We start from the raw sequence: 22,433 nt of genomic DNA, 5'->3' as shown, positions 1-22,433 counted from the left end.
TGGAAGGGAGGTGAAAAGAAAAAATTTTTATTTCAGTTGTTATAAAAAAATATTAGGTGGTGAGATTTATGCTATGTTAATCATTAGGTTTACACCATAAATGTTTAACTGTGGAGATATTTAAATATATAAAACCTAACCCTAATAATATAATGGAGGGATAATGAAATGGAAAGCATATTCCGTACTGAAATTAATCGTCTTATATGGGAATATAATGGCGAGAAGATTTGGATTGAACCGTGGGGTAAAGATAGCTTACGATTACGTTGTACTATGGAAGCACAGATGCCTGAAAATAGGGATTGGGCCCTTTTACCACAACCAGAAATTAAAGTTGAAATTAAAATTGACGAAAAATGTGCATCTATTACCAATGGTAAACTTACATGTCGTATAAATGAAAATGGTTTTGTGAAGTTTGAAAACGAAAAAGGAGAGACATTGCTTGCTGAACGTTGGCAAAATAGGCAAAATGTTAACAACCGTATATCTCTTATGATACCTGGGCGTGAACTTAAGCCAATACCAGGAGGTCTATATAAAGCGATAGTACGTTTTGAAGGAATTGAAGGAGAAAAATTTTATGGACTAGGACAGCGACAAGAGCCTTTTTTGAATTTAAAAGGCTGTGAACTTGAACTGGCACAGCGCAACTCACAGGTGAATATTCCTTTTGTTTTATCAAATCGTGGTTATGGTTTTTTATGGCATAATCCAGCTTACGGGCGTGTATCATTTGCTAGAAATTGTACTACATGGGTAGCTGAAGTAACACCATTAATTGATTATTGGGTTACTGCAGGTGATACTCCTGCTGAAATTGTTGAAAAATATATGGAGGTTACAGGTAAACCACCAATGATGCCTTATTTTGCTTCAGGATTTTGGCAATGTAAGCTTCGTTATCGTACTCAGGAAGAATTGCTTGATGTTGTGCGAGAATACAAACGCAGAGGATTACCTATTTCAGTAATAGTTATTGACTTTTTCCATTGGCAGCAGCAAGGTGAGTGGTGTTTTGATCCAAAATATTGGCCAGATCCTGAAGGAATGGTAAAAGAGCTTAAAGAAATGGGCGTAGAACTTATGGTATCAATATGGCCTACTGTGGATCCGCGTAGTAGAAATTATAGTGAAATGAAACGCAAGGGGTATTTGGTACGTACTGAACGTGGATTTCGTACACAAATGATTTTTAAGGGTAATGAGGTATTTGTTGATTTTACAAATCCTGATGCTCAAAAATATGTATGGAATAAGGTTAAAGAGAATTATTTCAGATATGGTATAAGGATTTTTTGGCTTGATGAAGCTGAACCAGAATATTCGGTTTATGATTTTGATAACATACGTTATTACTTAGGTCCAAACTTAGAAGTTGGTAATATATATCCAATGCTTTATGCAAAAGCTTTTTATGATGGGATGATGCAAGAGGGCATTAATGATGTTATTAATCTTGCACGTTGCGCGTGGGCTGGAAGTCAGCGTTACGGAGCTGCTGTATGGTCTGGTGATATTCATTCAAATTTTGAAACTTTGCGTAAACAGGTATGTGCTGGCCTTAACATGGGGCTTTCTGGGATACCGTGGTGGACAACAGATATAGGAGGTTTTTTTGGAGGCGATCCTAACGATAAAAAATTTCGTGAGTTAATCATTCGTTGGTTTCAGTATGGAACATTTTGCCCAATTTTCAGATTGCATGGGTATCGATTGCCAACAGGAGAGAATATAAGCGATGGAGATACAGACATACACGATGTCGATACTTGTGGACCAAATGAAGTATGGAGTTTTGGAGAAGAAGCATATGAAATAATAAAGGATTTGTTGTTTTTGCGAGAAAGATTGCGTCCCTATATTATGGAACAGATGAAAGCAGCACATGAAAAGGGTACACCACCAATGCGTCCGCTATTTTATGATTTTCCAAATGATAACGAAGCTTGGAATATAGAAGATCAATTTATGTTTGGTCCAGATATTCTTGTTGCTCCTGTACTTTACGAAGGTGCAAGGTCAAGGGAAGTTTATTTGCCATCAGGTACAGAATGGAGAGATGTTAATTCAGGTTTAGTTTATGACGGTGGGCAATATATTAAATGTGATGCGCCACTAAAAATTATACCGTTGTTTACTAGGAAAGAAGCTAGTATTCAAATAAAGTCTTGATTTACACGCATTTATTGAGACTGTGGGAAGTTTTATAATTTCAAAATTTCCTGCAATCTCTATTTTTTTTATAGCAATAAATATATAATAAAACTAACCATTTTATTAGGGTTTTTCAGTAGGTATTATGTTTAATTTTTATAATTAAAATATATACTATGTGGGGGGAAAATCCGATGAATATAAAAATAAGAGAAGCATTATTTAATGATTATAAATCAATAAGTACTCTCATTAAAGAAGTACATAGTCTACATGTTAAAAATAGGCCGGATGTGTATGCTGATGTGGAGAATCCTTTTACAGAAGAAAGGTTTAAGGAGATATTAAATGACGATAAAGGGAAGATTTTTGTCGTAGAAGATAGTAATAATGAAATAATAGCTTACAGCATTGTAGAAATAATGACTACGAGAAATATTCCAATTCTTAAAGAGAGAAAATTTGTCTATATAGATGATTTATGTGTTAGTTCCACTCATAGAAGAAAAGGCGTGGGGAGAATGCTATTTAAGCATATTGTTGATTATGCAAAAAAATCAGGTGCAGATGCTCTTGAATTAACTGTATGGGAATTTAACAGCGATGCGATTAAGTTTTACGAAGGATTGGGTATGACGACAAAAAACAGAAGAATGGAATTGAAGATTTAACAAAAATCTTTAAATTCTTTTTTATGCCTTTTCATAAATTGCCATATTATGATGTTTATATTAGAAGAAACCTGATTGGTTGATAATATTTAAGTAAAATGTTAAAATTAAGGTAAGTAAAGGGATAAGAGAAAATTATGAAAATTACAATAATGTCAAATTTATAGGAGTGATTAACAGTGAAGTCAAATTTAAACGAAGTGTGGAATTTAATAGATAGTCTGCCGTATGCAGAAAAAAAATAATTTATAAAAGAATGCAAAATGAAATAAACAATAAATTGCTTGATATAGTTGATAAGGTTAATGAAAGAGCTGATACGGATCCAATATCTTTAGAGGACATAACAAAAGAAGTAGAGGATGTTAGAAGGAAGAGATATGGGGGAAAAAATTAAAATAGTTGTAGATACTAATATTTTTATCAGTGCTTTTTTAGGTAGCAAAAAGGCTAGGTTTTTGTTAAAAGATATCATTTATAAATAGCTCAAAGTAGTTGTTTATGCGTGTATTGATAGTCAAATAATACATTTTATTATTGTAAATATGGGTGAAGAAGTGGGCTTGTGTCTACTCTATTGATACAAGTCCAGTTTTTTAGTTATGTGGGAAATCTTATTCATCAGTTATTACCTTATCTTTTGCAAAATACAGAAAATGATGAGATAGACAGGAATAAATGTATTGAAAGAGGTTAGTGCTTGTATGATGTAGAAGATGCAATATGCAGATTAATCGTACAACGCATCTAGAGAGTACAAGAGAAGCCTTCAAGTAAACAAACGTGTAACATGGCGTATAAGAAGAAAGATAAAGAAATAGGTGCACTAGATAAAAGTATATGAAATTGCAAAGTCTCAGTTAAAGGAGAATTAATTGAAGGTATATAGGGGTGTCGCCAAATGGATTTAGTAGATACCTATGCAAGATGGATAAAGAAGAATGTAGATAACCCAGAGATGGTCAGAAAGCTTATTATATTAGGTTTGAAGGCAGAACATGCCTACTTTTCTCTATTTAAAGACAAAAAAGTGCCAAGGTCGTTTAACTACCTAAATAAGATAGGTGTGGAGTTTATATTAAATCCTTTGATATATAGAAATCAGTCAGCATGGGTCAATTTGTTTGCTCCCACCGAAATACTTCATGCTATGGACATATACCCTTTGTGTATAGAGGCCTTTTCTTCTTTCCTTGTTGGTTTTCACTGTGAAGATGTATATGTAGACTATGCCCAACGGTTCGGGATATCTGATACCCTTTGTAGCTATCATAAGGGATTTATAGGAGCTGCTTTAACCGGTCTTTTGCCAAAACCTAAGTTTATGATTACATCATCAATGCTGTGCGATGCCAATATAAGTACATTCAGATATCTTTCATGGTATCACCATATACCCATGTATTCCATAGATGTGCCGCTTGAATATAGCCAACAGAGCATTAGCTATTTAGAAAAACAGCTTAGGGAAATGGTGAAGATGCTGGAAGAGGCAACAGGTAAAAAGATGGATGAGGATAAACTGAAGGATGTAATAAAAAGGGAGAATAAGATTCACGCACATATGAATAGATATATTGATGCTTTGAGGTATAAATGCCATCCTACCACCTTGACGTTAGAGATGTATATGTTGTTTATCAATCATACATTTATGGGGACTCAACCAACATTGAATTTTTATGAGATGTTGACAAATGAGCTGAATAGCTTTCCACACAGCAAAGCAAAGAGGGTATTTTGGGTGCACATCGTGCCTTTTTATCCATATGCATTAAAGCAGTATTTTAATTACAGCCATAGGTATGAAATTTTGGGACTTGACCTGAATTTTGATTATTTAGAGGAGATGGATTATGAAAACCCGTACAGGGCATTGGCCAGAAAAATGCTTCTTAATAATAACAATGGGCCTTATCAAAGGAAAGTGGACAGCATAATGAGCATAGTTGACAGGCTGCAACCTGACGATATAATACATTTTTGTCAGTGGGGATGTAAGCAGTCTGTAGGAGGAATGATGCTGCTTAAAAAGGCGCTGGATGAAAGGGGCATACCTTTTCTTGCTTTGGATGGCGATGGAGCGGATCGGCGCAACCATCATGAAGGACAGATAAATACCAGGTTGGAAGCTTTTTTGGAGATGTTAGATAAGTAAGGGAGATGCTTATGATCATAGGATATATATGTAAATATACACCTATAAAGCTTTTGGAGAGCATGGGTATTGAATGTGTGCGCATTGAGCCAGCATATATTGATAATGGTATAGCCGAAGCCCATATGCATCCCAATGTGTGTACATACGTAAAGGGAGTGCTGACAGAAGTATTTAAGGGGGGATATGATGGCATAATCCTTGTAAACTGCTGTGATAGCGTAATGCGGTTGTATGATGTCATGAAAAACGCAGAAAAGGACAAAATGATATATATGCTGGATTTACCGAGGAAAAGCGGAGACCAGTCAGTGGCCATGTATGCCTCCGAAATAAGAAAACTTATTCAGACATTTACAGATTTCTATGGGAAAAAATTTAATGCTCATGATTTTATAAGATATATATCGACAGAGCAGGAAAATGCCGGGCAATTTAATATGCCCAAGGGAAACGAGGGTATAAGGCTGGCTATAATGGGAGCCAGATGCAATTCTTCTCTTATTGATTTGCTTAAAAAGGCAGGGGCAGATGAGGTGTTAAATTATACATGTACTGGGGATTTATTAAATTATATGCCGCTTCCTGATTTCTCAGCACGTGAGCAGGACATAATAGAGTGGTATGCTGGAAGCCTTATCCGCTCTATACCATGTATGCGCATGGCAGATATTGATAGAAGACGTGATATGTTGAAGGATATAATGGCAAACGTTAATGGAATTGTGTATCATACTATAAAATTTTGTGAGTTCTATTCATATGAGTATTCGTATATAAAGGACAATTATCGTTTTCCCATCTTAAAGATAGAGACCGATTTTACCCAGGGCAGTGAAGGACAACTTATAACAAGGATTGGTGCCTTTGTGGAATCATTGAAGGGTAGCAATAATAAGGCAGAGAGACCTTCACATGGAACTAGGAAAACTATAGTTGCCGGCATAGACAGCGGGTCTTTGTCAACCGACGTTGTTATACTGGATGAAGACTGTAATATACTGTCATATAGCATTGTACCAACTGGTGCATCTATAGTGGATAGTGCTAACAAGGCCTTTTCACAATCTCTTAAAAGAGCTGGGATTGCTCCACAAGATGTTTCGTTCATCGTATCTACTGGATATGGGCGCATTAATATCCCTTTTGCCAATAAACAGGTAACAGAGATAACTTGCCACGGCAAGGGAGCCTATTTCTTAAATAGCAATATAAGGACTATCATTGATATAGGCGGTCAGGATAGTAAGGTTATAAGACTGGATGAAGATGGCAATGTGGTGGATTTTGTAATGAATGATAGGTGTTCGGCAGGTACTGGACGATTTTTGGAAGTTATGGCAAAGGCCCTTGAAATTCCACTGGAAAAGATGGGAGAAGAAGCTGAAAAGGCGACGGAAGACATAAATATTACAAGCATATGCACGGTTTTTGCAGAGTCGGAGGTTATATCCCTTATTGCACAGAATAAAAAAAGGGCAGATATAATAAAGGGATTGCACAATTCAGTGGCCAGCAAAACAATTGGCTTGCTTGACAGGCTTGGCAGGAAGGGTGCCTATATGATGACAGGTGGAGTGGCAAAAAATAGAGGTGTGGTAGATGCAATAGAGCAGCGAATAGGGAACAAAGTACATATTCCTGCGGAGCCACAGATGGTAGGAGCTTTGGGAGCAGCCATTTTGGCGCTACAGGAAATTAAGGTGAAACAAGTTAAGTAAATGAAAATATACGGCTCATTGCTATGACTGCATCCATTAGTAAAGTGCAATTTTGACGGCAAGAAATTGTGGTATATGGGTATAGCTATATGCCCTTATTTTTTATTTTTATCAGGAGTTTATAATTTACAATAATTATTATATAATAATTATAGGCATTTTACTGCAAAAGAGGTGATGAAATGTTTTTGAAATATATGAAAAAATTCTTTAACGGTAAACATGAACCGAAATTTATGGCACTCGACTTTTTTAAATATATAGGACCGGGACTTTTAGTTACTGTCGGCTTTATTGATCCCGGCAATTGGGCGTCAAATGTTGCTGCAGGATCAGACTACGGCTACAAATTGTTGTGGATAGTGACTCTTTCTACTATTATGCTTATTATACTTCAGCACAATGCAGCACATCTCGGAATCGTTACAGGCTACTGCATGTCTGAGGCTGCAAATAAATATTTAAAGCCGCACATATCAAAAATATCGCTTATTTCAGCGGTTTTTGCCTCTATATCGACAGCACTTGCAGAGATCCTCGGTGCGGCAATAGCTCTCAATATGCTGTTTAAAATACCTATAAAAATTGGAAGTTTACTTACGCTTATCCTTGTATCGTGGATGCTTTATACAAACTCATATAGAAAGCTTGAGAAGTGGATTATTGGATTTGTATCGGTTATAGGTATTTCTTTCATATTTGAGTTGTCTTTAGTCCATATAAAATGGAGCGAAGCTTTAGTAGGATGGGTAAGACCTGATTTTCCGTATGGGTCGATGCCAGTTATAATGAGCGTACTTGGTGCTGTCGTGATGCCGCATAATCTTTTTTTACATTCAGAGATTATACAGAGCAGGCAGTGGAATATACAGGATGAGCACATCATGGTAAGACAGCTTAACTATGAGTTTTTTGATACGCTGTTTTCAATGATTATAGGATGGGCAATAAACAGCGCAATGATACTTGTTGCAGCGTCAACTTTTTTTATCAACAATGTGCATGTTACAGAGCTTGAACAGGCGCAGCATTTGCTAAAGCCTCTTCTTGGAAATGCATCGGCAATTGTTTTTGCACTGGCTCTTCTTTTATCTGGTATTTCTTCATCTGTCACAGCTGGAATGGCAGGAGGCAGTATTTTTGCCGGGCTTTATGATGAGCCGTACGATATTAGAGACAGCCATACAAAGACTGGAGTTGCTATTACATATATTTTCGCAGTACTTATTATACTTTTTATAAAAAATCCGTTTGAGGGACTTGTTTATTCACAGATGTTTTTAAGTATACAGCTTCCTATTACAATTTTCCTTCTTATATATCTGACCTCTTCAAAGAGGATAATGGGAAAGTTTGCAAACACGCTATTTTATAGAATTCTTCTATGGACGATAGGGATTATTGTGTCGATTCTAAACATTATGCTTTTATTAAGCTATATCAAATAAATTGATTATTTTACTGGAATAATGATAGAATTAAATCAAATAGATGTCTTACGAAATCTGTAATAGAATCAGCAAAGACAAATGAAGGCATATAACACTGTTTTGTGATATAATTATGTAAAAGTGTTGAAAAGGGAAGTGTTAGTGTGACTACTAATATAAATAATAAATGACATTTTGATGATGGCATTATTAGTAATAAAGAGTTAGATTTATTATCGAATCTAGCTATATATTTTAGAAATGGGAAAATCGATCTGGTTGATATTAAAAAAAGCTAATCCTTTGCTATTGTATCAAATAGCGAAATATGGCAAGCTTCTTTATGGCTCATTAAGGCATTTTGATGAATTTAAATATTATGCATCTTTAAGATATGCTGATACACAATTTTTAAGGGATCAAAAGAGACGGCATCTGCGTAAGGAAATATAATACGTGTCCTAATGGATGTTACTATTGTTATGCAAATTATAACATAGAAATGGCTATGTATAATTATAAAACATAATAATAGATAAATGTTTTTGCTTAATAAAAATATCGAATTAATAAAAAGATTACCAGATAAAAACAAATTAGTATTTTTGATATATAAACATAAATCCATATTTATATTTCCTTAGCGAAATAAAAATTTCTTTAAAAAAGAAGGAAATTGTTATTTTTTGTCGAATATATTATTGTTGTTTATGTTACATGATCCGATAAAATTTATGAGGCTGTTTCGGCGCCATTAAATTTTGTCGGTTGTAATATAAGAGTGGATAGCGGAGATGATAATTTAAATTGTCGATGTCCGTAGGGCGGAGTTTTGCCTTTTTATACCATTTGCTTTTTTAGCAATGACTTATGATAACTATGGAAATAAAAGAGTGAAATATTTGATTTTGTAGTCGATTTTTGACTTAAATTTAATTAAGCGAGGTTATAATGATGACAACATTGAGAGAACTATACGAATATAGAGAAATGCTTTTTAGCATGGTAAAGAAAGATTTAAGGACAAGATATAGAGGCTCTTTTTTAGGTTTTTTGTGGACATTTATTAATCCTTTGCTGCAACTTGTAGTATATTCAATAGTTTTTTCTACAATTATGAGGATGAATATATATAATTTTGCTATGTTTTTATTTGTAGCACTACTACCGTGGATATTTTTTTCAACTTCAATTACACAGAGTACTACAACTATTATGGCAAATAGCAATCTTGTCAAAAAAATATATTTCCCGAGGATTATATTGCCTATATCTGTTGCACTTACTGGTTTTATAAACATGATATTTGGCTTTATTATAGTATTTATAGTGCTTTTTATTTTTAAAATTCATCTTTCATCTTCTATAGTACTGCTGCCGATAGTAATGATAAATGAATTATTGTTTGTAGTAGGATTGAGTATTATTTTTTCTGCTCTAAATGTGTTTTTTAGAGACCTTGAGCATATATTGGGAATTGTAACAATGGCATGGTTCTATTTAACGCCTATTGTTTTTCCTATTAATTTAGTACCAGATAAATATTTAAAACTGTTTTTTTTAAATCCTATGACTTCGATTATTTTACCTTACAGAGATATTCTTTATTATGGACTCTGGCCAAGTAAAAAGTCTTTGCTTTTGATTTTTTTGATGGGTATATGTTTTAATGTTTTTGCATTTATTTTGTTTGATAGACTTCAAAGAAGATTTGCGGAGGAAATATAATTATGTATGCTATCGAAGTAGATAATGTAACAAAGATTTTTAAGATTCATAGGGGCAAGCCAACTACATTAAAAGACAGGCTTATTTTAAAGAACAGGAGTTTAATCGAGGAATTTGTGCCTTTAAATAACGTTTCTTTAAAAGTTAAAAAAGGAGAATCAATTGGTATAATTGGAGAAAATGGTTCTGGGAAAAGTACCCTCCTTAAGCTAATTTCTAAGATTATATATCCGGACAATGGAAAGATCATAACAAGAGGTAAAGTATCGAGTCTTATTGAATTAGGAGCAGGTTTTCATCCTGATTTTACAGGGAGGGAAAACATATATGTAAATGCGTCTATTTTTGGCTTTACAAAGAGAGAAATTGATAAAAAAATTGATGATATTATATCTTTTTCTGAATTAGAGGAATTTATTGATACGCCTGTAAGGACATATTCATCAGGTATGTATATGAGGCTTGCATTTTCAGTTGCAATAAATATTGACCCTGATATATTTTTAATTGATGAGATATTAGCGGTTGGAGATGAGCATTTCCAAAGAAAATGCTTTAACAAACTAAGTGAGTTTAAAAAAAAAGGTGTTACTATTGTTATTGTGTCACATGATTTAGGTTCGATTGAAAAATTATGTGATAAAGCTGTTTGGATAGATAAAGGTATTGTAAAGGAAGAGGGGTCTCCGCGGGATGTCATAAGGTCATATCTTGATTTTTCCACGGAAAGGGATAATAAAAAAGATATGAATATTAGTGTAAAAGCTGAAACAAATGCCGCAGAGGATAATATAATTGGGACAGGTGAAGTTAGAATTACAAAAGTTAAGCTTATCGATGCAGATGGCAGAGAAAAAAACACTTTTAGAACAGGAGAAGAAGCTATAATTAAAATATCTTACAAATGTAATTCGGACGTAGGGAATGATGTGGTATTTGGGATGGCAGTATACAACAGCAATGGGTTAAACTGTTTTGGCACTAATACGCACCTTGACAATATAAATATTAAAGAATTGAAAAGTGAAGGTGAAGTAATGTTTCGAATAAAAGAATTAAATCTTCTCGATGGTGAATATTTTCTTGATGTTTCATGCCATAGAATTAGTGGTGAACTTTATGACTACAAAAAATCAGTATTAACTTTTAATACATACTCAACAATAAAAGAAGTTGGAATATTTAGGCTGGACCATGAATGGCAAATATTATAGTGGGTGATGAATTTTGTCTAAAATCAAAAAAAGCATTATATCGATATTTTTTCTTTTATTATCTGTATTGTTTTTAATTGCTAATGTTAATATTTCAAGTGAGTTTTATACGAGATTTACAGATGAAGTGCCGGTGAGGTATAAGGCGAAAATTATTATTGAAGATGGAAATTTAAATTTTTCACCTGGGCAGAATGCAATTTTAAAGTTAAGACTTGTAAATGAAGGTTCGTATGTGTGGAATGGTTTAGAACCTCAACCTGTAATGTTATCTTATAATATTCTGGACAGCAATTTAAAAGCTGTTAAATCAGATTGCGGAAATATAGTTATTCCGGGTGAAATTTATTATAAATATTTTGTAGATGTAGATGTACCAATAACTGTTCCAAATGCGAAGGGGTCTTACTATATAGAGTTTAATCTGAAGAAGGGCAATAAAGCTGTGTATGTGTCAGATGAAAAAATAAAAATAGAAGTAAAATAAGACAAATCATTATTAGGAATATATGGGAGATGTACTTTTTAAGATTTAATAATAGAGAAAAGCAATTTTTTACAATTGTAGATGATAATATAAAATCTCAACATTTAAAAATTACTCATCACCTTTATGGTTAAGAATAAAGGTGATGATTTTAGGAGGAAGTAGTTATGGAGATTAGCTGCCGTTATGGAATTTTTGAAATTATGTCTTTAAACGATTTGATATCTAAATCGCTTATAGAGTATGGAGAATGGGCACAAATAGAAATAGATACCCTTGCTAAGTTTATTAAACCAGGAGATACAGTAATAGATGCAGGTGCATACATTGGTACGCATACAATAGCATTTGCTAATATAGTTGGCAATAGTGGCAGGGTAATTGCATTTGAACCAAATCCTATAGCTTTTAGAATATTAGAAAATAATTGTGTACGAAATTCATGCAGTAATGTTGTATTATATCCATATGCATTAGGAAATGCTGAAGGGCAGGTTAGTTTATTTATTAATACAAATAACAATGTAGGTGGAAGTTGCTTGTTAGATGTTAATAAAGAAAGTAATGACAGAAATCATCAAATTATTGTTGAACAACGGCGACTTGATTCTATTTTAAACGATTCACTCCATTTTATTAAAGCGGACGTAGAAGGTATGGAACTTGAATTGTTAGAGGGCAGCGAAAATTTAATAATTAAGTATAAACCTGTAATTTTTCTTGAGTTAATTAGTCTACAAAATTCTGTACCTATACTTGAATGGGCTAAAAGATTTGGTTATATAGTTTATGGTATTATAAGTTCTGCATATAACGAGAAAAATTATAATTCATCTACCAAAAACATATTTGGGGAGGCAAAAGAATGCGGACTTTTATTGATTCATTTAAATAAGTTCTATAAATACGAGGATAGTTTGTATATTCTCAATCTTCCCAAAATAGAAACAGTTGATGATTTAGCATTACTTTTACTACACAAACCTCAATATCCTTACGAAATATTGAGTACATCGAAAGCGGCTTTAAAATTGGGTATCAATTATCCTTCTCCTAAAATTGGTTCTTTAGAAAATGAATTAAAATTAAAAGATACAAATATCAAAAATCTAAGCAATGAGCTCACCAACAAAGACTCATTTATTCAAGAGCTAAACTCGAAGATGATCTCATTAGAGAACAAATTAGAATCAAGAGAGGTTGAAATCAAAAGTCTAAGCAATGAGCTCACCAACAAAGACTCATTTATTGAAGAACTAAACTCTAAGATTATTTCTTTAGAGAACGAATTAATTTCTGTTTTACTCAGCAGAAGTTGGCGCTATACAAGACCCATAAGAAAGATCTTAAATAGATTAAGGAAAATAAAGAAAAAAGTAATAGGAAGGACGACAGGAATATGATTAAATGTATTAAATTTTTTGGTTTATCAGGTAAAAAATATATTATAAAAAAGAGCGGACTTTTTGACGAAATATATTATTTAAAATCGTATCCAGATGTAAGACAAGCTGACATAGACCCAATTAAACATTATATATTATTTGGTGAAAAGGAAAGAAGAAATCCTAGTCCATATTTTCAGACGGCGTTTTATTTAGATAAATATCCCGATGTGGCTCAAAGCGGTGTAAATCCACTTTTGCATTATATTTTATTTGGTGCAAAAGAAGGAAGATGGCCAAATCCTGAGTTTGACTCAGGATACTACTTGTTAGCAAATCCAGATGTTAAAGATGCAGGATTAAATCCTCTTGTACACTATATAAAATATGGTCAATATGAAGGTAGAAAAACGAAGGTAAACAATGGAGAGAGATTATTAGCAATTCAAAATGACCCTGCAAAACTCATAAAACTATTGAGATTAATTAATAAAACGAACGTCAAAAAGAGCATCGATTACATAAGAACGTATGGATTAAAAGCGTTTTTTGATAAGATGAGATTGAAGTTAAATACTGTAAATTCAGATTTAAAGATATACGAAGAAAATTACAAGAACATATCGGATGTTATAGATTTATTATTACCAGAACCTTTCATACCACAAGTAAGTATTTCAAGGCCAATAGATATATTGATTCCTGTATATAATGGAAGAGAATTTTTAGATTCTTTACTTAAAAGCATTGTAAAAAATACTTTTGTTCCTTATAGACTTTTAATAGCAAATGATAAGAGTACGGATCCCAGTATATCCAAATATTTAGCAGATTTTGAAAATAATAATCCAAATATAGACATTACTATTATTGAGAATGAAGAGAATTTAGGTTTTGTAAAGACAGTTAATAAACTTGCTAAGCTTACTAAAAATCATTTTGTTATTATAAATACAGATACTGAGGTACCACCACATTGGCTAGAACGAATGATATATCCAATAATAATAAAAAATAATATTGCAAGTGTAACTCCATTTACTAATGCAGGGACAATTTGTAGTTTTCCAAATTTTCTTGTTGACAATCCAATATTTGAGGGTATGGATGTTGCTACCTTAGATTCATACTTTCAATATGTAGATTTTGAAAAAAATTATGTTGAAATTCCAACAGCAGTTGGATTTTGTATGGCTGTAAATCGGAAAGTATATGAAAAGATTGGTCTTTTTGATGAAATATTTGGAAGAGGCTTCTATGAGGAAAATGATTGGTCTATGAGAGCAAGAAAGAATGGTTATAAACATGTGATAGCTACAAATCTTTTTGTTTATCACAAACATGGTGGTTCTTTCTTGTCAGAAGAAAAGAAAAAATTAAATGAAAGAAATAGTAAAATCATGCGTGAAAAACATCCTGAGTATTTTAAATTAGTTGAAGAATTTGTAAGAAAAGATCCCTTAAAAGATTTAAGAGAGAACTTAAGCAAACTTATACGTGAATCTGAATATAACAAAGCTGGAAAACCGACTGTATTTTACATAGGTCATTTGAGCGCAAAGTCTGGTGTAGGAGAAGCTGCTAGAGGTTATATTAAATCATTAGAACTTCTAGGTTTTCAAATAAAAAAATTTGATTTATCTGAAAAGGATTGGTTTAATAGACTTATTAAAGAATATATAACATATTATCCATCTTACGTTTTTGTTCATATGACAGCGAATGAGTTTCTTCATTTTTTAGAATATTCTTATTATAGAAGAAATTTTTTTGCTCGCATTAAAAAAATCTCTAATGTAATAGGAGTTTGGGCGTGGGAATCAAATGAGCCTACAAATGATTTTGTAAATGCAAGTCCATACTTTGATGAGATTTTTTCAATAAGCTCATATATGAAAGAAGCTTTACAAAAGTTAAATATTAATACTTCTGTTGTACCACATGTAGTAGAGTTACAAAGCATAAAAAGTGAAGAAATAGCTGTGTTAAAGGATATAAGAAAGAATTATAATTTTATAGTTGGCTATATGTGCGACTTAAATAGTTGGTCTTATAGAAAAAACCCTATTGGGGTTATAGAAGCGTTTATTAAAGCATTTAATAACAATGAAAATGTAGCTTTGATATTAAAAATTTCTGGTTGGGATAAACATACAACTGATATGTTAGAGATAAATAATAAAATTAAAAATAGCAAGAATATATATATAGTTAAAGAATATTGGACTGATGGACAAAAAAATTTTTTCTATGAAAATATAGATGTTTATTTAGCACTATTTCGTGCAGAAGGCTTTGGTCTCACCGTGGCAGAAGCAATGTTACATGGTGTTCCAGTTGTATGCACGAAATATTCTGGAGTTTTAGATTTTACAGATGAAAAAAGTGTTTTTTATGTAAATTATCAACTATCACCAATTCCGCAAGATTGGGGACCTTATAAAAAGGGTTGGTTATGGGCTAATCCAGATGTTGAAGAAGCATCGCAATTATTGGCTTATATATATAAAAATACAAATATCGCAAAGGTAAAAGCTAAAGAAGGGCAAGAAAAAATAAGAAAAATGTTATCAAAGCATAACATAGCTTCAATAATATATGCGACTCTATCAAAGTATAAATATAAACTCTTTAAGATAGATTAGAATTGGTGTAATATATTTTATGCGATAAAAACAAATGGAGTACCAATAAAATGTAAGCACTTTAGTTGGGGCAAAAATAATGACTTTAATTTAGCAATAAATTATGTAAATTCAAAAATAAAAAAAATGAGGAGGAACATGGACGCATATACGGTGAATTAGATGTTAGAATATCGAACGGTGATGTGATTAAGAGCTATATGGTTTCGATACCAAAATAGGGGGTATATAGTTACATAGATGATATATAGATGAAAATAGAAGAGCAAAGAAGAAGCACATTTACAAAGAGGATTGATTATTATATGGTAGATATTCTTTTATCAACATATAATGGGGAGAAATATATAAAAGAACAAATAGAGTCTATTTTAAATCAGACTTATACAAATTGGCGGTTATTAATACGTGATGATGGTTCATGCGATAGAACGTTAGATATAATAGAAGAGTATGTCAAAAAGCTTAATGGGAAAATATATTTTATCAATGATAGTGATAAGCATCTTGGAGCATCAATGAGTTTTTTTAAGTTATTAAATTATTCTACTGCTGATTATATTATGTTTTGCGATCAAGATGATGTTTGGATACCTGACAAGATAGAAATAACTATAGGGAAAATGAAAGATTTGGAAAAACTTTATCCAGATAAGCCTATATTGGTTCATTCTAATTTAAAAGTTGTAGATGTTGGCTCGAAAACAATTAATGAATCTTTTTGGAAATATCAAAAGTTGAATCCAAATTTAAAAAGATTGAATAATCTTTTAATACAAAACAATGTTACAGGCTGTACTGTTATGATAAACAGAAAACTTAAGAATTTATTAAAAACCGTTCCAAGCAACGCAATAATGCATGATTGGTGGCTTGCACTAATAGCATCGGCATTTGGTATTGTTGAGTATATTGACGAACCACTTATACTTTATAGACAACATGGAGGAAATGATACAGGTGCAAAGAAATACGGAATTTCCTATTTTATTAATAAAACCTTAAATTATGATGAAGCAGTTAAAACAATTAATAAAATTATTAACCAAGGCAAAGAGTTTTATTCAATATACGAGAACATGCTTGCAAAAGAGCAAAAAGACATTATTTATAATTTTATTACACTTTTTGAAGTAGGCAGGCTTAAAAGAATTTATCGCATATTTAAGTATAAATTCTTCAAATATGGCTTTTTGCGAAATTTCGGGTTTATAATTGTCATGCTTATACCGGGTAAAACAAAGGAAAAGGTGATTGCAGATGAAAGTTTCAGTAATAATTCCAACTCTAAATTGCGAAAAGACGATTGAAAATCTCTTAAAAAGGCTAAAGAATCAGACGCAAAAAGCCGATGAAGTAATAGTAGTGGATTCTGAATCTAATGATAATACTGCAGAGATTGCAGAAGAAGAAGGGGCTAAAGTTATAAAAATAAAACGCAGGGATTTCGACCATGGTGGTACGAGAAATTTTGCTGTAGAAAATTCTACAGGAGATGCTATTATTTTTTTAACACAGGATGCACTTCCATATGATGAATATTTTATTGAAAATATTGTTGGACCATTAAAAAATAGTGATGTAGCTGCAGTATACGGAAGGCAAATAGCAAATGAAGATGCTATACCAACTGAGAAGTTTGCGAGACTTTTTAATTATCCGGAAAAAGGATTTATAAAGAGCAAAGAAAATATTAAAGAACTAAGAATTAAAGCATTTTTTTTCTCAAATGTGTGTTCGGCAATAAGGAGAAAAGAATTTGAGCAAGCCGGGAAATTTCCGGATAATACCATTATGAATGAAGATATGATTATTGCATCTAAGCTTATACTAAATGGATATAAAATAGCATATTCGCCAAACGCGATAGTTATACATTATCATAATTATAGTCCGATAAAACAATTTAAAAGAAATTTTGACATTGGCGTATTCTTTTCAGAAAATAGCTGGATTTTGAAATATGGAAAAGCAGAAGGCGAAGGAATTAAATTTTTGAAAGATGAGATTGAATTTTTGTGGAATAATGATAAAAAATGGATAATATATGCGATAATTGACAATATATTCAGGTATTCTGGTTATCAATGTGGTTTAAAACATAAATTTATTCCATTATTTATAAAAAAAAGAATCAGTATGAACACAAATTACTGGTTAATTAAAGAGAGGAGATTTTAATATAATGAAAGGTGTAATATTAGCTGGTGGAACGGGTTCAAGATTGTTTCCACTAACAAAAGTAACCAACAAGCATTTACTACCTGTAGGAAAATATCCAATGATTTATTATCCTATTTATAGGCTAATCGAGGCTGGAATTACAGAAATACTTATTGTAACTGGTAAAGAACATATGGGTAGTGTTGTTAATTTACTCGGCAGTGGTTATGAGTTTGGTGTAGAGTTTACATATAAAATTCAGGATCAGCCTGGTGGTATTGCTCAGGCTTTGGGATTAGCTGAGCATTTTGTAAATGGAGATAAATGTGTTGTAATACTTGGCGATAACATATTTGAAGATAATATCAATTCGTTTGTATCAAGCTTTGAAAAACAAGAAAAAGGTGCTAAAGTCTTATTAAAAGAAGTTCCGGATCCAGAAAGGTTTGGTGTCGCAGAATTAAAAGGAAGTAAAATAATATCAATTGAAGAAAAGCCAAAAAATCCGAAGAGTAATTATTGTGTGACAGGTATATACATGTATGACAGCAGAGTTTTTGATATAATCAAAACGCTGAAGCCGTCCGGAAGAGGAGAACTTGAAATAACAGACGTAAATAATGCATATATAAAAGATGGTACACTTACATATGACATACTTGAGGGTTCATGGACAGATGCGGGAACATTTGAATCTTTAAAAAGAGCGAATGAATTATCGTATAATATAGAGCTTAATTTTAGGGATGCATTAGAATATGCAGCATCTACAAAAGAAATGGAGGATTAGCAATGGAAGAATTAATACAAGGGGTAGAAGTAAAAAAACTTATAAAGCACGTTGATGATAGAGGCTTCTTCATGGAAATATTGAGAGATGACGATAACCTTTTAAAAAGATTTGGACAGGCTTCTATGTCTTTAACATATCCAGGTGTAATAAAAGCATTTCACTACCACAAATTACAGGATGATTTGTGGTTTTTTCCAAAAGGTAATGCACAGGTTGTACTGCATGATATGAGAGATGACTCGCCTACAAAAGGTATGACAAATGTATTTTATATGGGTGAGCACAATCCAATTTTATTATTAATACCTGTGGGTGTTGCACATGGGTATAGAGTTTTAGGAAATGAACCTGTAATAATAACTTATTTTACTACGATGTCATATAACCGAGAAAATCCTGATGAATATAGGATACCATGGGATGATCCGACAATAGGGTTTGATTGGACTACAAAAAACAGGTGAGGTGTTAAGATGAAGGTATTAGTAACAGGTGGAGCAGGGTTTATAGGAAGTAACTTTATAAAATACATGCTTAAAGAACATAAAGATTATAAAGTAATAAACCTAGATAAACTTACATATGCAGGAAACCTTGAAAATTTAAAAGATGTAGAAAACAACTCTAATTATATATTCGTTAAAGGCGATATAACAGACAGGGAGATAGTTGAAAAAATATTTTCGGATGGTATAGATTATGTTGTAAACTTTGCTGCAGAGTCCCATGTTGATAGGAGTATAGAAGATCCTAGTATATTTTTAAAAACTAATGTTTTGGGTACGCAAGTTTTGTTAGATGCAGCAAAAAAATATGGTGTTAAAAAGTATTTGCAAGTGTCTACTGATGAAGTATACGGTTCGCTTGGAAAAACGGGGTATTTTACTGAACAAACATCATTATCACCAAATAGCCCTTATTCTGCAAGTAAAGCATCGGCTGATTTACTTGTTCGAGCTTATCATCATACGTTTGGAACACCTGTAAATATAACAAGATGCTCAAATAATTATGGACCGTATCAATTTCCCGAAAAATTAATACCTCTTATGATAATAAACGCATTGTATGACAAAGAACTACCGGTATATGGTGACGGATTAAATGTAAGAGATTGGTTGTATGTAGAAGATCACTGTAGAGCCATTGATTTAGTACTGCACAAGGGGAAAATTGGTGAAGTATATAATATAGGTGGAAACAATGAGAAAGCAAATATAGAGATAGTGAAACTTATATTAAAAGAACTGAACAAACCAGAATCATTAATTAAATATGTAAAAGATAGACCTGGACATGATAGGCGTTACGCTATAGATTCAACAAAAATACAGCAAGAACTTGGCTGGAAACCAATATACCATTTTGATGAAGGGATGAAGAAAACAATAAAATGGTATATAGACAATGAAGAATGGTGGAACAAGATAATATCAGGTGAATATCAGGATTATTATGTAAAGATGTATAAAAACAGGTAGGTGACGTAATTGAAAATATTAGTAACAGGCAAAACAGGTCAGCTGGGATATGATTTATATGAGCTTTTAAAAGATAAGGAAGATGTTGTAGCTGCAGGAAGAGAAGAATTTGATGTAACTGATATAGATAGTACACATAAATTTATAAAAGAATATTTGCCCGATATAATAATACATTGCGCTGCATATACAAAAGTAGATGACTGCGAAAAAAATATTGATTTAGCTTATAATGTAAATGCTTTGGGTGCAGGTAATATTGCTTCGATATGTAGTGACATAAATGCAAAAATGGTGTACATATCGACAGATTATGTTTTTGATGGGAGTAAAAATATACCATACACGGAATTTGATACACCTAATCCTTTAAATACTTATGGCAGGAGCAAACTTGCGGGCGAAAACATAGTAAAAGAAATATTGGATAAACATTATATTGTAAGAACATCATGGTTATACGGCATAAATGGCAATAATTTTGTTAAAACGATGTTGAGATTATCTAAAGAGAGAAATATGCTTAAAGTAGTAAATGATCAGCATGGGACACCTACTTTTACGAGAGATCTCGCAGAAGGATTGTATTTTCTTATAAAAACAGATGCATACGGGACATATCACATGACAAACAGTGGAGAAACGACTTGGTTTGAATTTGCTAAAAAGATATTTGAAATTGCCAATATAAATATTAATGTAGAACCAATAACAACAGAAGAATATAATGCACCGGCATTAAGACCGAAATATTCTGTTCTCAGTAATTATGTTTTAAAACTGAGATTTAACTACGAATTGAGAAATTGGAAAGAAGGACTAAAAAGCTATCTTAAATTTTCAGTTTAAAGTGAAGGTGTATAATATATGAAATATAAATCTTTTAATATAGTAATAGATGCGTTTGCTCTATTACTCTCCTTTGTTCTTTCTTTATTTTTGCGCTTTAATTTTATTTTTAAAAATATTATTATTGAATGGTATATATATTCTTTCTTGATTATTATGGTTATAGATTTATTAGTTTTATATTTTAAAGGTATATATGAAAAAAATTTTAGCAATGTATTTGAACAAATAAGTGTTATATTTGAAGGACTTATATATTCTACATCTTTATATATTATAATATCATATTCAATAAAAAATACTATATTTTCAAGATTAACATTAGGGTATTTTATTATTTTGTCACTTATATTCCAAATCATCGGGAAGTATTTGCTTTTATATCTTAGAAAATTAGAGTATAGTAAAGGCAAGGGGGTGATAAATACATTAGCCATTGGTGAAATTCAGACTTTTAGTGAGAATTTATTAAAAGAGATAAATAAGAAACATGAATTTGGACTTAATATAATAGGTGTTTTATCTGAACATCATGAAAATAACAGTTTTTTTAATTGTATAGGGGATATTAAAGACTTAGGAAAAATTATTGATAAATATAATGTTAAATCGATTATTATTACTTCTAAAATAGATGACGTTGAAGAAATTGTTGATTACTGTCTTTTGAAATATATAAGTATTTATACTTTAGGAAATGCGATTAATTTAATGAACTATCCAGTAGAAATTGTATTTATAGAAGATACTCCTGTATTAAAAATAAAAGATGTTTTAATCAGCGGGACAACTGCCAGATTAAAGAGGTTAATTGATTTTACACTTTCATTGTTGTTAATCACAAGTTTATCACCATTATTAGTTTTGATTTCGATTTTGATAAAAATAACATCACCAGGGCCTATATTGTTTAAGCATAAAAGGTTAGGATTAAACGGCAAACTTATCAATGTCTATAAATTTAGAACTATGGTAGTAAATGCGCAGGAAGTATTAGAAAAAATTTTATCCGAGGATCCGGATTTAAAGAAGGAATACGAAGAAACATTCAAACTAAAAAATGATCCAAGGTTGACGAAAATAGGGAAAATTCTCAGAAAGACAAGTCTTGATGAATTACCGCAGCTTTTTAACGTTTTAAAAGGTGATATGAGTTTAGTTGGTCCAAGGCCAATTGTTTTAGAAGAAATAAATATGTATAAAGAATATGGAAAGTATCTTTTGCGTGTATTGCCTGGTGTAACAGGTTTATGGCAGGTTAGCGGCAGGAATGACGTTGATTATGAAGAAAGAATTAAAATGGATATGCATTATATTATGAATTGGAATTTATGGCTCGATATAAATATTCTTTTTAAGACGATACCCGCGGTACTTAAAAAAGATGGTGCTTATTGATAGCCTTGATTAATATAATAATAAAAATCCATATTATGGAGCTACAAAACAATCCATTAATTAAGCCTTTATAAAATTTATTATTAAGCATAAAATCACTCCTCTTATTATTATGTTAAGTAAATTATATTTTTATACACGAACTTTTAA

The 22,433-nt window shown here is 31.9% G+C and carries 19 protein-coding genes; all 19 read left to right on the top strand.

The features are described 5' to 3' along the window. The first annotated feature begins 168 nt into the window (after positions 1 to 168). The 19 genes from CPG45_RS01560 to CPG45_RS01470 all read left to right on the top strand — a co-directional run bounded on the left by CPG45_RS01560 (position 169) and on the right by CPG45_RS01470 (position 22,283). On the top strand, positions 169 to 2,178 hold the full coding sequence (locus tag CPG45_RS01560; protein ID WP_096230318.1) for a glycoside hydrolase family 31 protein: 2,010 nt from the start codon (positions 169 to 171) through the stop codon (positions 2,176 to 2,178). A gap of 176 nt (positions 2,179 to 2,354) precedes the next feature. Further along, positions 2,355 to 2,831: a GNAT family N-acetyltransferase gene (locus CPG45_RS01555; protein ID WP_096230317.1), complete on the top strand. Its 477-nt coding sequence runs from the start codon at positions 2,355 to 2,357 to the stop codon at positions 2,829 to 2,831. 256 nt (positions 2,832 to 3,087) lie between these two features. Further along, positions 3,088 to 3,228 carry a hypothetical protein gene (locus CPG45_RS17265; protein WP_231968921.1) on the top strand — a complete coding sequence of 47 codons (141 nt, stop codon included), beginning with the start codon at positions 3,088 to 3,090 and terminating at the stop codon, positions 3,226 to 3,228. 504 nt (positions 3,229 to 3,732) lie between these two features. Continuing rightward, the gene (locus CPG45_RS01540; protein WP_096230316.1) at positions 3,733 to 4,989 is read left to right on the top strand and encodes a 2-hydroxyacyl-CoA dehydratase subunit D; all 1,257 of its coding nucleotides are present in this window, start codon (positions 3,733 to 3,735) and stop codon (positions 4,987 to 4,989) included. An 11-nt stretch (positions 4,990 to 5,000) separates the two neighbouring features. Then, positions 5,001 to 6,710, top strand: a complete 1,710-nt coding sequence (locus tag CPG45_RS01535) for an acyl-CoA dehydratase activase (protein ID WP_096230315.1) — start codon at positions 5,001 to 5,003, stop codon at positions 6,708 to 6,710. A gap of 182 nt (positions 6,711 to 6,892) precedes the next feature. After that, positions 6,893 to 8,158 (top strand): Nramp family divalent metal transporter, encoded by a 1,266-nt coding sequence (locus CPG45_RS01530; protein WP_502695797.1) that lies wholly within the window; start codon positions 6,893 to 6,895, stop codon positions 8,156 to 8,158. Between the two features lie 261 nt (positions 8,159 to 8,419). Then, positions 8,420 to 8,593 (top strand): hypothetical protein, encoded by a 174-nt coding sequence (locus CPG45_RS16685; RefSeq protein ID WP_172856451.1) that lies wholly within the window; start codon positions 8,420 to 8,422, stop codon positions 8,591 to 8,593. Between the two features lie 498 nt (positions 8,594 to 9,091). After that, entirely contained in the window at positions 9,092 to 9,868 is a 777-nt protein-coding gene (locus CPG45_RS01525) for an ABC transporter permease (protein WP_197702827.1), read from the top strand. A 2-nt stretch (positions 9,869 to 9,870) separates the two neighbouring features. Next, positions 9,871 to 11,082, top strand: coding sequence for an ABC transporter ATP-binding protein (locus CPG45_RS17260; RefSeq protein ID WP_096230313.1), 1,212 nt, complete (start codon positions 9,871 to 9,873; stop codon positions 11,080 to 11,082). Positions 11,083 to 11,095: 13 nt separating this feature from the next. Next, positions 11,096 to 11,569: a hypothetical protein gene (locus CPG45_RS01515; protein ID WP_096230312.1), complete on the top strand. Its 474-nt coding sequence runs from the start codon at positions 11,096 to 11,098 to the stop codon at positions 11,567 to 11,569. 167 nt (positions 11,570 to 11,736) lie between these two features. Beyond that, complete coding sequence (locus CPG45_RS01510) at positions 11,737 to 12,972, top strand: FkbM family methyltransferase (RefSeq protein WP_096230311.1); 1,236 nt, start codon at positions 11,737 to 11,739, stop codon at positions 12,970 to 12,972. Further along, positions 12,969 to 15,599 (top strand): glycosyltransferase, encoded by a 2,631-nt coding sequence (locus tag CPG45_RS01505; protein ID WP_096230310.1) that lies wholly within the window; start codon positions 12,969 to 12,971, stop codon positions 15,597 to 15,599. The genes CPG45_RS01510 and CPG45_RS01505 overlap by 4 nt, the downstream gene beginning before the upstream one ends. A 251-nt stretch (positions 15,600 to 15,850) precedes the next feature. Then, a complete protein-coding gene (locus CPG45_RS01500) occupies positions 15,851 to 16,909 on the top strand; it encodes a glycosyltransferase family 2 protein (RefSeq protein WP_231968919.1) in 1,059 nt (352 codons plus the stop codon). Continuing rightward, positions 16,860 to 17,780, top strand: a complete 921-nt coding sequence (locus tag CPG45_RS01495; protein WP_096230309.1) for a glycosyltransferase family 2 protein — start codon at positions 16,860 to 16,862, stop codon at positions 17,778 to 17,780. The genes CPG45_RS01500 and CPG45_RS01495 overlap by 50 nt, the downstream gene beginning before the upstream one ends. Positions 17,781 to 17,784: 4 nt before the next feature. Next, entirely contained in the window at positions 17,785 to 18,552 is a 768-nt protein-coding gene (locus CPG45_RS01490) for a sugar phosphate nucleotidyltransferase (protein ID WP_096230308.1), read from the top strand. 2 nt (positions 18,553 to 18,554) lie between these two features. Further along, positions 18,555 to 19,019 carry a dTDP-4-dehydrorhamnose 3,5-epimerase family protein gene (locus tag CPG45_RS01485; RefSeq protein ID WP_096230307.1) on the top strand — a complete coding sequence of 155 codons (465 nt, stop codon included), beginning with the start codon at positions 18,555 to 18,557 and terminating at the stop codon, positions 19,017 to 19,019. A 9-nt stretch (positions 19,020 to 19,028) separates the two neighbouring features. Next, entirely contained in the window at positions 19,029 to 20,036 is a 1,008-nt protein-coding gene (gene rfbB / locus CPG45_RS01480) for a dTDP-glucose 4,6-dehydratase (protein WP_096230306.1), read from the top strand. 9 nt (positions 20,037 to 20,045) lie between these two features. Further along, positions 20,046 to 20,885 carry a dTDP-4-dehydrorhamnose reductase gene (gene rfbD, locus CPG45_RS01475; RefSeq protein ID WP_096230305.1) on the top strand — a complete coding sequence of 280 codons (840 nt, stop codon included), beginning with the start codon at positions 20,046 to 20,048 and terminating at the stop codon, positions 20,883 to 20,885. 18 nt (positions 20,886 to 20,903) lie between these two features. Next, positions 20,904 to 22,283 (top strand): sugar transferase, encoded by a 1,380-nt coding sequence (locus tag CPG45_RS01470; protein WP_096230304.1) that lies wholly within the window; start codon positions 20,904 to 20,906, stop codon positions 22,281 to 22,283. Positions 22,284 to 22,433 lie beyond the last annotated feature (150 nt).

The organism is Thermoanaerobacterium sp. RBIITD (assembly GCF_900205865.1).
In the GTDB taxonomy this organism is placed as follows: domain Bacteria; phylum Bacillota; class Thermoanaerobacteria; order Thermoanaerobacterales; family Thermoanaerobacteraceae; genus Thermoanaerobacterium.
Note: the sequence above shows the minus strand (reverse complement) of the source record. Positions and strands in the feature narration are given on the sequence as shown.

Coding starts and splice junctions, on each gene's coding strand:
- CPG45_RS01560 (WP_096230318.1), top strand. CDS start 169: ATGGAAAGCATATTCCGTACTGAAATTAATCGTCTTATATGGGAATAT.
- CPG45_RS01555 (WP_096230317.1), top strand. CDS start 2,355: ATGAATATAAAAATAAGAGAAGCATTATTTAATGATTATAAATCAATA.
- CPG45_RS17265 (WP_231968921.1), top strand. CDS start 3,088: ATGCAAAATGAAATAAACAATAAATTGCTTGATATAGTTGATAAGGTT.
- CPG45_RS01540 (WP_096230316.1), top strand. CDS start 3,733: ATGGATTTAGTAGATACCTATGCAAGATGGATAAAGAAGAATGTAGAT.
- CPG45_RS01535 (WP_096230315.1), top strand. CDS start 5,001: ATGATCATAGGATATATATGTAAATATACACCTATAAAGCTTTTGGAG.
- CPG45_RS01530 (WP_502695797.1), top strand. CDS start 6,893: ATGTTTTTGAAATATATGAAAAAATTCTTTAACGGTAAACATGAACCG.
- CPG45_RS01525 (WP_197702827.1), top strand. CDS start 9,092: ATGATGACAACATTGAGAGAACTATACGAATATAGAGAAATGCTTTTT.
- CPG45_RS17260 (WP_096230313.1), top strand. CDS start 9,871: ATGTATGCTATCGAAGTAGATAATGTAACAAAGATTTTTAAGATTCAT.
- CPG45_RS01510 (WP_096230311.1), top strand. CDS start 11,737: ATGGAGATTAGCTGCCGTTATGGAATTTTTGAAATTATGTCTTTAAAC.
- CPG45_RS01505 (WP_096230310.1), top strand. CDS start 12,969: ATGATTAAATGTATTAAATTTTTTGGTTTATCAGGTAAAAAATATATT.
- CPG45_RS01500 (WP_231968919.1), top strand. CDS start 15,851: ATGAAAATAGAAGAGCAAAGAAGAAGCACATTTACAAAGAGGATTGAT.
- CPG45_RS01495 (WP_096230309.1), top strand. CDS start 16,860: ATGAAAGTTTCAGTAATAATTCCAACTCTAAATTGCGAAAAGACGATT.
- CPG45_RS01490 (WP_096230308.1), top strand. CDS start 17,785: ATGAAAGGTGTAATATTAGCTGGTGGAACGGGTTCAAGATTGTTTCCA.
- CPG45_RS01485 (WP_096230307.1), top strand. CDS start 18,555: ATGGAAGAATTAATACAAGGGGTAGAAGTAAAAAAACTTATAAAGCAC.
- rfbB (WP_096230306.1), top strand. CDS start 19,029: ATGAAGGTATTAGTAACAGGTGGAGCAGGGTTTATAGGAAGTAACTTT.
- CPG45_RS01470 (WP_096230304.1), top strand. CDS start 20,904: ATGAAATATAAATCTTTTAATATAGTAATAGATGCGTTTGCTCTATTA.